The sequence below is a fragment of the Endozoicomonas sp. ALC013 genome (assembly GCF_049310205.1).
Lineage (GTDB): Bacteria > Pseudomonadota > Gammaproteobacteria > Pseudomonadales > Endozoicomonadaceae > Endozoicomonas.
The window spans coordinates 1-12,875 of sequence record NZ_JBLYNS010000139.1 but is presented as its reverse complement, the minus strand read 5'-3'; the positions used below and the strand labels follow the sequence as shown (position 1 = coordinate 12,875).

Here is a 12,875-nt window from a genome sequence, read left to right as displayed (position 1 = left end):
CAATCTGAGCCATGATCAAACTCTTCAGTTTAAATTTTTCATGCGAAAAATTTATATGCTCAATAGAACTTACTGCAAATTAACGAGTATGTTCGCTTAAGCGTCGCATTTAACTATTAACAAAAGGTGATAGCCTTTTGTAACCGATGCAATCGCACAAGCGCCCACACGAATTGTCTGATATCTTGTTAAAGAACTGATTAAACTGTGGCGATTTAATCGCTGATTCAGCAGTCAGCGCCGATCAGCAAGGCTGCACATCTTACCGTGGCAACTTTCGTTGTCAAGCGATCATTTTTCAGAAGAAGAAAGAAGCTTTCCAACTCACTGACGTTGCTCTCAAGCCCTGTCAGCGGATGCGCATCTTACCGCGCCAGTTTGATTTGTCAACCGGTTGTTTTTCATTCAATCCAAACAACCCATTTTCAAACCGCACTTCCCGGTCAGCGATAATGATTCATTCTGCTGATCCGTGGATGACCGTTTGGGCCAGTCCGTGGAAGTGGTGCAAATAATAGAGAAGTTTTGATGTTAATCAATAAGCGATGATGGTTTTACGTACAATCACCTACGCCAACTGACTTATAGAGATTATGGGCATCACTATGAGTCGGTAAAACAAGTGCTCAATTGGCTACACAATGAAAATACCACTCTCTACAGTGCCGGGTTGCTTTCCACCTGAGAGGGCTTTGCATGACAAAGCATTATTGGTCGGAACTTTCATGCAGTTTCATAATCGAATGGTTATTGAAACCAGTAATGAGTGGATAATCAAATGCACGCAGGTCAGTTATCACTTAACACGCCCCACAGCCGGGCAACCTCTACTAACACATCAATAGCAAGTAGTCTGTATACACTCCCATCAAAAAACATAACCAGTTTTTATTACCGTGGCGTTCAGGTTATGACCGAAATGCCTGAACTATTCACGAAAAAAGTAGTATATTGCAATAAAATGAATCACCTGCCTGGAGAACTTTACCATTGCAGCTCTGATGAAGTTATTCACTTGCTGTGTCGTCATTGCCTGAAGCACGAGCAACCAAACCCACGCACCAAACAACCAGGCACCCCGGATAATGTAGAGGTATACCGTTGCCCTATCGATAACTCCGAGACCTATCCGGACAAATTTCACTCCCGTGAAATCGAATCCACACATCTATATCAATGCCCTTCAAACACCACCAATGAAAATACTGATTGTCAATGGCACGGGCTTTATAGGGATCTCCTTAAGCACATTGCCGTATGTAGAAACTTTACTTTGGAAGACAGGATAACCATGCTCCAACACGCGAGTTCGGAGGCTACCGAAAGCCACTCAGCGCTTGATATACGCGTGGAAAAGCTGATAAAACAGGTAGAACAGATGAGGCAATTAATGCTCAAAGAGCAAGAATCCCTGATTGATGTAAAAATAGAGTCACTGGATAAAAAAATTGATTCACTGAACCAACAACTGCAAACGCTTACCCGGGCCTTTTACTTCTCTCCTCAAAATCCAAGACTGCACCCCAGTCCCTCGCTGACATCCGAACTCGAGCAACGCATCACTGACCTTGAAAAACGCAACACAGAATGTTGCCATACTGTTAAAGATCTTGAAAACCAACTGGCCAATGCATTTCATTTGATAGATCAACTTCTCAAAGCCAAAGCCGTACAAGGAAATCCGGTAACCACAAACGGCACCCTGCTTTGGAAAATTGATCAATTCACTGCCAAACGAAATGATGCTATAAGTGGTAAAACGAATATCCTATTCTCCCCTGTATTCTTTACAAACACTTATGGCTATAAATTGTGTGCAAAGCTCTACCTGAATGGTGACGGCTTGGGAAAAGGAACGCATATCAGCTTATTTTTAGTGGTGATGAAAGGTGACTACGATGAAACCCTGCATTGGCCGTTCCGACACAAAGTCCATTTTAATATTCTTGATCTGACGCACGGCGAAGACAGGCATGATGCTTTTCGCCCCGCCCCCTATTCTTCATCTTTTCAAAGGCCTAAAAAGGAGCGCAACATCGCTTCTGGCTGCCCTTGTATACTGGAATTATCCACACAGAACCTGGATAAATACGTAAAGAATGACACTATGTTCATAAGAATCTCGATAGATACTAATGAGCCCTAAGCGCCCGAGGCAAGGTTGCTTGAATATTTATTAATGACGATAGCAAAGCTCCCATTGTTGTTAATGGGAGCTTTGTAAAGCTAATTTACTAAGTCAGGAACATAATCTCATTTATTAAACGTAAGCATTTATCATCTGGACTATTCAACTGAACACAACCGGTTGTTTTTCTTTCGATCAATCCACCATTGCTGCAAACATTAAAAGACGGTCGTCTTCAGTTCACATGAAATATTGAAAACGCTGCATTTGATAAGGCACCACTTTCGCCTCAGTCATCGTCATTATCACCGTCATCATCTCACTTTGCTCTTCTAAAGCGGCATCGTGCACAAAGCCATTTTTGCTCAGCGGTGACAGGTATATGAGATCCCCCCCGGAAAGCTCCAGACTTTCAAGGGTAATCAACGTTTGTTTCAGATTTTCTCTTCTTAACTCCCCTGGTGCCGCTCCGGTCAGCAGCGTCAGACCAATATGGATCCCAGCCCGCCTGGCACTGTTAATCATGGCTATACATTTATCAAGGTCTCCTGATTTCCCCAGGTTGGCTCTTAACTCACCCCAACCGGTTTCCAGACCAATCACCAAATGACGCAAACCGCTCTCACGCAACTCATTCCACTGCGCTGTTGTCCGTTTTGCACTGAAATCAGGATCAGCGAATGTACTAACCTCCCTTTTAAAAGTGCCAAGCTTTTCCTTTATTAATGCCAAACAGCACATCAGTCGCCTCTGGGACAGAGCCATTGCATTCGCTGAGCCAAGAAATACACCGGGAGATGAATGCACCTTTGCACCATACAGCTCTTTTACATCAGCAAGATGTTGAGCAAACGCCGGTTCATTAAGAACCCTATAGGGCTTATCTTTATAGAAGGCACAGAACGTACACCGTCTGTTCGGACACCCTGTTGCTGGCATAATAACAATATCGCCATAACGGTCAGGCGGGAGAATGGTGACTTCTTCGGAATAGACTTCACGATAGAGGTCAGCAACATCGTTATAATCTTTATTGGTTAGCTGCTGGCTTGCCCGAATGACTTTATTATCAGCAGCAATATTTTTGATCCACCCCTGGTACGCCTCAAGCACCCTGTCCATCTCACCAGCTGGCAGTCGCCTCGCCTCTGCACCCAACACTATTGAGCCATCCATGCAACGGCGATAGAACGATGCCCCATCCCTGAAAGAACACCAATACCCCTGACTGTTGATGCGTGCTGACCGAAAGTGATCACTGTCTTCTATTTTACAACCATCCTTCAGATGACGAATATCAATACCCATACAACATACCAGAGTGGATTTCTGTTATCATTAAATTTGCTTGAGCCCTTGGTCATCAAGGACTGAAAAGAAAGACATTATAAAGGACAAGCATTTGCGAACATTTACAGTATTGGTATTTTATGTACTGTTTTCCGGGCAACTGCTGGCACACAGCGCCATGTGCAAAGAAGTTGTGTTGACCGGTTATCCTGACCTTCCGCCGGTAAGCTGGGGCGACTACCAGAGCACTCATGGCGCAGCCTCCGATTTGCTCACTGAAATTCTTGAAGAAGAAGGTATCCGTGTCATTAATGATTACTTTGGCGGAGCCAATCGGGTCACCCACAAACTTCGCCAGGGTATCATCCATATTAATCCGGCCATGATCTATCAGCAGAAATACCTGAATGAGGTCTACCATATCTACCCTCCTATTTACACGCAAAGCTATATGGTTGTAACCCGAAGAGATGATCAGCGTGATATACGGCACTGGTCAGATATGAAGGATCTTAAAGGAGTTGCACCACGAAATGTCCGGTTCAGCAAGGCGTTTGAGCAGTACGCAGACGATCACCTGAGTATTGTGAAAACCTTCCATGCACAGCAGGGCCTGAAAATGCTGAACGTTGGTCGTGTTGATTACGCCATCTACCCGCAGATCCAGGGTGATCTTTTTGTCTCCCTGCTGGACCTGGAAGGCAAGCTGGAAAAAATGCCCGTTGAGCTTTCCCCCTTTGATCTTTACATTGCGGTATCCAAAGCGCTTGGATGCACTCTGCCCGTCAACCAAATTTCAGAGAAACTGGTTAATCGACAGGAATCAGGTTATGCGGACAAAGTATTAAACGACAGTCTTTACAAATGGATGGGGTTCAGTCTCGAAAAACGAAAGAGCAGTATGAGATAGCCCAGTGATATCTCTCGAATTTCACCACCCTTATCAGAAAATATCTCTAAATATTATCACTGCACTTCCCTTTATTATATTTAATTGATCTGGATCATTCCGCATCTCATCTTTGATTTTTTAAAATCTTTACATAATCACCATTTCGATAAATAGTAGTAAGAGAAAGAGTCATCCATGAGTGTAGCTGAAGCTTCTCCAATGCCGGAGGTGAAACCGGGCGATTCCAGGTTGATGAATCGCTTCCTGAACGCCGTTGAAAAGGCAGGCAACAAACTGCCGGACCCGACACTGTTATTCCTTTATGGCATGGTCATCGTCTGGGTTTTGTCTGCCTTGATGTCCCAGATGAGCCTGGACATGGTGCATCCGGCCACCGGTGAAACTGTGGCGGTTAAAAACCTGCTGACCGGCTCTGCTCTTGCGGCCTTTCTTGCCAGTATGGTTAAGAATTTTGCTGGCTTTGCCCCAATGGGTATCGTCCTGGTTGCCATGCTGGGTATCGGCGTGGCGGAGAAGTCCGGTTTCATCAATACCGGTCTCAAGAAAATGCTGGGTGTCACCCCGGTCAAACTGTTAACCCCAATGCTGATTCTGGTTGCCATTGTCAGCCATACTGCAGCTGATGCTGGTTACGTTCTGGTTATTCCTCTGGGCGGTATTATCTTCCATGCGGCGGGCCGTCATCCTTTAGCGGGTATCGCTGCGGCCTTTGCCGGAGTATCCGGTGGTTTCTCTGCCAACTTTATCCCTTCCGGTATTGATCCACTGCTGCAGGGCTTTACTCAGTCGGCTGCACAAATTCTGGACCCGACTTTCCAGATGAACCCACTGGCCAACCTGTTCTTCACCGGTGCGTCCAGTATTGTTATCGTCGCTATTGGCTGGTATGTCACTGACAAAATTGTTGAGCCACATCTGCGGGGAACTGCTGCCCTGGATGAAGATGCAGAGAAAGCACCAGACCTTAGCTCCTTTACGCCAGAAGAAAGCAAAGCCTTTAATGCCGCTGGCCTGGCTATGCTGGCAGGTATCGCAGTGCTGGTTGCTGCCGTGATTCCTGAGACTTCGCCACTGCGCTCTCCGACCGGTGAAATCACAGCATTCTCTGCACCGTTGATGCAGTCTATCGTGCCGCTGATTTTTATCCTGTTTATAATTCCGGGTATTGTCTACGGTAAAGTTTCTGGCACCTTCAAGACCTCTAAAGACACTGTGGTTGCCATGAACAGCACCATGTCCACCATGGGCTCTTACCTGGTGATGTCTTTCTTCTGTGCGCAGTTCCTGTACGCGTTCTCCCAGTCTAACCTGGGTACCGTATTGGCCCTGAGCGGTGCGGAAGTTCTGCAGGCCATGAACCTGCCTGCCGAAATCACTGTTATTGGCATGATCCTGCTGACCGCCACCGTTAACCTGGTGATCGGCTCTTCTTCTGCCAAATGGGCCCTGATTGGTCCAATCCTGGTACCTATGCTGATGGCGGTGGGCATCTCTCCGGAACTGTCTCAGGCGGCTTACCGTGTTGGTGACTCGGTTTCCAACATCATTTCTCCGCTGATGGTTTACTTCCCACTGGTGGTGGTTTACTGCCAGCGTTATGTGAAGAACTCCGGTATCGGCTCTCTGGCTTCCATGATGATGCCATACTCCATCGCCATGCTGATCGGCTGGACTATCTTCCTGCTGGCTTACTGGGCGCTTGGTCTGCCACTGGGTATTCAGGCTTCTTACACTTACCCGGCCATGTAATATTCATCTCATTCTTTAAGGGGCTCTGGCCCCTTTTTGTTATAACCATTTTTCACCTCTCCCCTGGAAGGGAACTTCTTTCATCAAAAAGAGTCTATCTTTCTAGTAAGCCATGCTTGAGAGGACTCCTGATTGTGTTCAATCTGATGAAAATTATCGAGGGAATGACACCCACCAGCTGGATGATTTCAGCTATCTGCCTGCTGTCATGGATTGCTATCATCCACTATTCCGGCAAGGTGACGGAGAAACATTGGGGCGACAGGGAATCCGGAGCCCTGGTTGGTTTTTTTCTGCCCGGCTTTGTCTTTATGGCCATGCTTTATCTTATGTAAACCTGAACCGCCCTTCTCTACCGCCTGAGTAGCAAGCGCTCTCTAAGTCTTCAATAACGAATACCTAATTGAACCAACCCCTCATTCTCCCGCCATAATCATACCAGCACACAACTACTCAAAAATTGGTGAGCCTGCGCATATTTGACTTGTATTTTATCCACAATATGCGAATATGCGCATATCCACATGTTTGAGCAATTTTGATGCTACCCCCTGAGTTCTTCAAAATGATGGCGGATGAAATTCGCCTCCGCTGCCTGCTACTGATAGCCCGGCAAGGTGAGTTGTGTGTCTATGAACTGGTATCTGCCCTGAATGAGCCACAGCCCAAGATATCCCGACATCTGGCACAAATGCGAAATCATGGTTTGTTAAAAACCCGTCGTAAAGATCAATGGATTTTCTATTCCGTAGCAGAAAGTCTGCCCGGCTGGATGAACAAAATCGTTGACGGCCTTCGCCACTCAAACTGTCTGAAAAGTGAGTACCAGCAGGATACCGGTCGGCTGGAATCCATGCCTGACCGCCCTGTTAAGGAGTAAGAAAATGACGATCAAAGTAGGTATCAATGGCTTCGGCCGTATCGGCAGACTTGCACTGAGAGCCGCATGGCACTGGCCGGACATTGAGTTCGTCAGAATCAATGACGTGGCCGGGAACAGTGCAACACTGGCCCACCTGCTGGAATTTGACTCAGTACAAGGTACCTGGCAGGAAACCATTTCATCGGACGACCGGCATATTGTCATCAATGGTCAGAGTATTGAGTGCTTTCAGGAAAAAGAGATCACTGCCGTAAACTGGTCGGATTGTGATGTGGTGATCGATGCCACAGGTGTTCACAAGGCAACAGCCAAACTTAACCAATATCTTGAGCAGGGCGTTAAACGAGTGGTCGTCACCGCCCCCGTGAAGGAAGAAGGTGTTCTGAATGTGGTTATGGGGGTAAATGATAATCTCTATGATGCCAACCAGCATCGCATTGTCACCGCCGCCTCATGCACCACCAACTGCATAGCGCCTGTTGTTAAGGTCATTCACGAAAATCTTGGCATTACCCGCGGCGCTATCACCACCGTTCATGACCTGACCAACACCCAGACGATTCTGGACGCGCCCCATAAGGACCTGAGAAGAGCACGCGCCTGTGGCATGTCCCTGATCCCGACAACAACAGGTTCTGCCACTGCCATCACTCAGATTTTTCCTGATCTGAAGGGTCGGTTGAATGGCCATGCTATCCGGGTACCCCTGGCGAATGCATCGATCACTGATATGGTGTTTGACGTATCCCGGGATACTTCGGTGGAGGAAGTTAATCAGCTGTTGAAATCCGCCGCCGGGGGTTCACTGAACGGCATCCTCGGTTATGAAGAAAGGCCCCTGGTTTCCATCGATTACCGTGGTGACCAGCGTTCTTCAATTATTGATGCACTGTCCACTATGGTGGTTGACCAGCGCATGGTAAAAATTTATGCCTGGTACGATAATGAAATGGGCTACGCCTGTCGTACGGCCGAGCTGGCACTCAAGGTTGGCAGAGAGAACGCCTGATGACTGAGACTACCCACGTTGAAAACACCAGGCAGTTCCGGCAACAGCAGATAAGAAATTATTCGCTTATCACCTTCAACTACTGGAACTTCACCCTGACCGATGGTGCCCTGCGCATGCTCGTGGTTCTCCACTTCTATGCACTGGGTTATTCCGGTTTGGAAATTGCCATGCTGTTTCTCTTTTATGAGTTCTTCGGGGTAGTCACTAACCTGCTTGGCGGCTGGCTGGGCGCCCGAATCGGTCTGAACAGAACCATGAATATCGGCCTGTTTATGCAGATCACCGCTTTGCTGATGCTGTCAGTCCCTGCCCAGTTCCTGTCTATACCTCTGGTGATGTTTGCCCAGGCGATTTCAGGCATCGCCAAGGACCTGAACAAGATGAGCGCGAAGACCTCCATAAAAACCCTGGTCAGTAGCCAGCAGGCGGGAAAACTCTATCGCTGGATAGCCATTTTGACGGGGTCCAAAAATGCCTTGAAAGGTGCAGGTTTCTTTCTGGGCGGGGCCCTGCTCAGTCTGATTGGTTTTCAGAGTGCCATGCTGACCATGTCGTCTGTATTGACCCTGGTACTGGCAGGCAGCCTGATATGGCTGCAAAAAGACCTGGGTAAAGCCCGCAGCAAGCCCAAATTTACCCAGATATTCTCCAAGAGCAAGGCCATCAATACTCTCTCTGCGGCCCGCCTTTTTCTCTTTGCCTCCCGGGACGTATGGTTTGTCATCGCCCTTCCTGTCTCCCTGAATGCCGTTTTTGGCTGGAGCCACGTGGAAACAGGGAGTTTCATGGCTATATGGGTGATTGGTTATGGCCTGGTTCAGGGTATTGCGCCCAAAATTACCGGGGCTGAGAACCAGCATATCCAGAATCGCACCGCCCTGGCATTATGGTCAGCAACGCTATTACTGGTGTCGGTCCTGCTGGCGCTGGCGATCACATGCCAGTGGTATCCACAGTTGAGTCTGATTATCGGCCTACTGATTTTTGGCGGGGTTTTCGCCATCAACTCATCGCTGCACTCTTACCTGATTGTCTCTTTTGCCCGGGAAGAAGGTGCATCCATGGATGTTGGCTTCTATTACATGGCCAACGCCATGGGGCGTTTAACCGGAACCGTGCTTTCGGGATTGGCTTTTCAATGGGGAGGACTGGCAGCCTGCCTGTGGATCTCTTCATTCTTTATCATACTCACTGCCATCATTTCACTGACGATGCCGGATCATCATCCGTAACACCAATTCTTGCCCAACAGCAGGCAAACCCAACCATCCAACCACCAGCGTTCTCATCATTCATGAGGCGCTGGCTTTTGAAGAATTTGTATTGACCAGATTGTATTAGAGAGGAACTTTTATAAGAACGAGTGGTCTCACACAGTAAACCTTTAATTCTATAATTCAATGACTAACCCCTATTTAACCTCACACTCCCTGTATGCGGAATTTCAAAAAGCGTATGAGTCTGTTATGTCAGGCAGTGGATTGGTTTTTAAAGCCTGTCCACAGCAAAGTAGTTTGGTGTTCGGGCTGCGCGTTGGTCAAACTGAACCCAGTAATTATTTCAACAACTTGATTCCATGCAGTGCAAGTCTACATAATCCATTCAGTGATTCCCGCTTTAAAAAAGTGCCAGTCAGGGTTATTTACTCTCAAAGCTCCTCAGCTATTAATATTCATCACAATCCTGGTGAAGTTACTGATCCATTACCCAACAATCAACATCTTGTTGATCCTCGCTTTGTGCGAGCAATGCCAGTTTCTATAATCAACCCTCGAACAAATAGTGAACAGCTTCAACAAAATATACCTCCCGCAAGAAATGAGCTGCATTTTAATGCCTTTGCTTCCAGCTCTGGTGAATCTCTGCCCCTCTCTCATGATAAGCCTGACCGGAAGGCTAACGCGCAGCACGGGAAAGTAAGCGTTGCCAAACAAGCTCAGGCTAAGCCCGGGAAAGAGATCCCCTGTACCGGGGCCAAGAAAAGGAAGACAAACGAACAGACTGAGAAACGGAAGGCTTACTATAAGATCTGGTCACAGTCCGAGAGAGGAAAGGCTATGACGCGAGCCTGGGAAAATTCTGAGAAGGGGAAGACTTGCCGCAGAGCTTACCGGAAGACTTACGCATATTCCGAGAAAGGAAAGGCTTACCAGAAGGCTTACTCTCAGTCCAAGGAGCGGAAGGCTTACCTGAAGGCTTACTCACAGTCCGAAAGAGCAAAAGCTGCCAGACGAGCTTACAGGCACTCCGAAAAAGGGAGAGCTACCCAACGAGCCTGGGAACAATCTCTGAAAAGGAAGGCTTACAAGAAGGCTTATTCACAGTCCGAGAGAGGAAAAGCTTCCAAACGAGCTTACACACAATCCGAAAAAGGGAAAGCTACTTATCGAGCCCGGAAACAGTCCCTGAAAATGAAGGCTTTACAGAGTGCCTCCCATGAAGCTTTCAAGCATACCTGTGATCAGGAACAAGAGAAGATCACTGGTAAGCATGCTACCGTTTTATCTGCACAAACATCTGAAGCGACCGATTACAAATGATTCCTCTGATAGCCCTGATTACGGGCAGCGCCAAATCTTTACTGACCGGTGAGTTGAGCCCCATCGACTCGATAAATCAGCTTGACATGTCACCGTCTGACATTGCCGCTGCAAAACAACAGCTGCCCATTTACCCGATACCCTCACCAGCAGCACTTTATTTCTCAGCGTCTTGTGCTACCCACGACAGCTCCTCAATTAACAGCAAAGAACTTAACGACTATCAAATAGTCGAGCTTGACGAAAATACTACTCCAGGCTGTTTATCCTGTAGCGAAATAGATACTCAAGACACTGGAAGTATTAGCTCAACAGCCACCGATATGTCAGCCGGAGCGACGCCCGGCACCAGCATCAGCATTGAACAGAACTCAGGGCTTCACGACAATTACTCAATGATCAAGAACAGTCCGCCGTCCGATCCCTGGCCACAAGGAATATTGAGTAAGGATGACCATATAAACTATGGTGATTTAAGGGACTGGCTAAATGACTTAAATGGTATCTACGATGAAGAGCCTGTGTTTCGCTCTATTTTTAATCTTCCCTTCCCCTCAGATCAATCTCAACTATTCCCGGATCAAATAAGCACTCACCCAACCTATGGCTGGGTTTTTGATAATTTTCTGACGGACTGGATTAATGACAGGGTAATGCAGGTTATCACACCTGATCCGGGTGAACTTATGGATGACAGCCTTGCCAACGATAATAATCAATCACAACAAACTGAGGCTTCAAAGACATTTGACCAGATATACATTCCCTTTATTGAGAAGTTTGACCACCAGGATGAAGAGCAGGCAAAAGAGTTCTTCCAGAAAATATATGAACTGCTGGCCCCTCTCAGAGGGCTTCTGGTTATTACTATCGCGGGAATTGATAGAGGTAATGGCAATATTACCAAAGGACAGAGACTTTCGAGGTTGTTAAACCAGTCGGGAATTCCTGCTTCCAATATCAGAGTAATCGAATCACACGGGCACAGTTATGTATTGGCCAAAAGAGGCGAGAACAGGGATCATTTTGAATCCAGCCCCGAACCCTATTGGAAAAGCACCTGCTAACCACCGGTGTGAACTTCGGCAAATTTTTAAACAAACGCACCAATCTTGAAAGACAAAAAGTGGAGAACTCGAAGGGGCAATTCTTCCGCTTTTTCTTTTGCAAACTCTAAAAACGACAAAACCCTTACGACAGATATCGTAAGGGTTAAGTTGAGCTATGTTGCTCACCAACACTTCTGAAACACCCGGCGAAGTGACCTTCTGGATTGAAGAGCTACGCAGCCAATTTGATGAAACCCTGGCTGCGATCAAGGATGGTGAACTAAATAAAGCCAACTCTCTCACAGGCATCCGTTTTCAAAAGATACCGAATGATTTCAGCCTGAAAAGCAGCTTCCTGCTTCTTTGAAAAAACCGGCTGTTGCATGGACAGTTTATGAGCCGAGAACTTAACCAGAATTCTATCTACAGCTTCTTGTTGGTGGGCCTTGAAAAGTGGCAGCATCGCACCCGAAGTACAGTAATACCCCTCTTTAAAAGGAATTATCCGACCACACATATTTGGAACTCGTGGAGAGTGTGAAAAGCCTACATCAATGATGTGTATATTTTCTCCAGTCAGCATATCCTCAACCGTGATTCCAAGTCCCGGCGTCACTGACGTTACAGAGAAAACTGAATAAAACGACGCATTTATTGCTTTGAAAAACTCAGGGTACTCCGCAACCACATTAGAATTCATGTTTGTGAAGCGCTCTATGGCATTAAAGAGCCCATTCCTTTGATTGTGATAAGCATAATCCATCAATATCGTTAGCTCATTCTCATTCTGAGCAATAATCTCCTTGCCAGCAGCTAACCCAAGCTTTTTGGCTGACTTAATGACAGCATCACCAGACAAACAGTCACTAATGCCTTCGAATACTTCCCGACCGATATCTCTGTTGTCATGATAATCTGCGAGTATCTTAGCTTGCTCAGATCGAGACAAATCTCTCAGATTCATAGTACATCTCAAATAGAAATAACGAGAATAATAGCTTGTTTGCTGATGAGCACCAGAAGCATATTTTTCCAGATTTAGTTCCAAGCCCCTACCAGACTTACGCCCTGAAACCTCCAGCACGACATTTAGCCTAACAATCTGACTTTAATAAGGAAAAACACCGCTGGAGACCTCGCAAGGCAAAATCCTCCACTTTTTCAGAGAGCAGAGAGAAAACGGCAAAAAAAGGTGGAAAATAGCTTGTTTGTGGGGAGGGCGAATCCTCCAGCGAAGTGCGTTTAACCCTTTGTTTACAGGCCCTATAAACGACAAAACCCTTACGACAGATATCGTAAGGGTTAAGTTGT

At 46.7% G+C, this 12,875-nt stretch carries 11 protein-coding genes; 9 read left to right on the top strand and 2 right to left on the bottom strand.

The window, feature by feature from the left end:
- Positions 1-910: 910 nt before the first annotated feature.
- Complete coding sequence (locus ACO6V1_RS19370; protein WP_422445924.1) at positions 911-2,146, top strand: hypothetical protein; 1,236 nt, start codon at positions 911-913, stop codon at positions 2,144-2,146.
- Positions 2,147-2,368: 222 nt separating this feature from the next.
- On the opposite strand, the gene ACO6V1_RS19365 is transcribed toward ACO6V1_RS19370, so the two are convergent.
- Complete coding sequence (locus ACO6V1_RS19365; RefSeq protein ID WP_422460747.1) at positions 2,369-3,436, bottom strand: radical SAM protein; 1,068 nt, start codon at positions 3,434-3,436, stop codon at positions 2,369-2,371.
- 94 nt (positions 3,437-3,530) lie between these two features.
- Between ACO6V1_RS19365 and ACO6V1_RS19360 the strand changes: the two genes are divergently transcribed.
- The 8 genes from ACO6V1_RS19360 (at position 3,531) to ACO6V1_RS19325 (ending at position 11,582) form a co-directional block, all read left to right on the top strand.
- Positions 3,531-4,328, top strand: a complete 798-nt coding sequence (locus tag ACO6V1_RS19360; protein ID WP_422460745.1) for a substrate-binding periplasmic protein — start codon at positions 3,531-3,533, stop codon at positions 4,326-4,328.
- A 177-nt stretch (positions 4,329-4,505) separates the two neighbouring features.
- Complete coding sequence (locus ACO6V1_RS19355; protein ID WP_422460743.1) at positions 4,506-6,080, top strand: AbgT family transporter; 1,575 nt, start codon at positions 4,506-4,508, stop codon at positions 6,078-6,080.
- Between the two features lie 134 nt (positions 6,081-6,214).
- The gene (locus ACO6V1_RS19350; protein WP_422468093.1) at positions 6,215-6,415 is read left to right on the top strand and encodes a hypothetical protein; all 201 of its coding nucleotides are present in this window, start codon (positions 6,215-6,217) and stop codon (positions 6,413-6,415) included.
- Between the two features lie 206 nt (positions 6,416-6,621).
- Positions 6,622-6,960, top strand: coding sequence for a metalloregulator ArsR/SmtB family transcription factor (locus ACO6V1_RS19345; RefSeq protein WP_422468091.1), 339 nt, complete (start codon positions 6,622-6,624; stop codon positions 6,958-6,960).
- A 4-nt stretch (positions 6,961-6,964) separates the two neighbouring features.
- The gene (locus tag ACO6V1_RS19340; protein WP_422468089.1) at positions 6,965-7,972 is read left to right on the top strand and encodes an ArsJ-associated glyceraldehyde-3-phosphate dehydrogenase; all 1,008 of its coding nucleotides are present in this window, start codon (positions 6,965-6,967) and stop codon (positions 7,970-7,972) included.
- Positions 7,972-9,207, top strand: coding sequence for an organoarsenical effux MFS transporter ArsJ (arsJ, locus tag ACO6V1_RS19335; protein WP_422468087.1), 1,236 nt, complete (start codon positions 7,972-7,974; stop codon positions 9,205-9,207). Before ACO6V1_RS19340 ends, arsJ begins: the two co-directional genes overlap by 1 nt.
- A gap of 825 nt (positions 9,208-10,032) precedes the next feature.
- Complete coding sequence (locus tag ACO6V1_RS19330; protein WP_422445938.1) at positions 10,033-10,515, top strand: hypothetical protein; 483 nt, start codon at positions 10,033-10,035, stop codon at positions 10,513-10,515.
- Complete coding sequence (locus tag ACO6V1_RS19325; protein ID WP_422445940.1) at positions 10,512-11,582, top strand: hypothetical protein; 1,071 nt, start codon at positions 10,512-10,514, stop codon at positions 11,580-11,582. The genes ACO6V1_RS19330 and ACO6V1_RS19325 overlap by 4 nt, the downstream gene beginning before the upstream one ends.
- A 262-nt stretch (positions 11,583-11,844) precedes the next feature.
- On the opposite strand, the gene ACO6V1_RS19320 is transcribed toward ACO6V1_RS19325, so the two are convergent.
- A complete protein-coding gene (locus ACO6V1_RS19320; protein ID WP_422445942.1) occupies positions 11,845-12,612 on the bottom strand; it encodes a hypothetical protein in 768 nt (255 codons plus the stop codon).
- Positions 12,613-12,875: the final 263 nt, after the last annotated feature.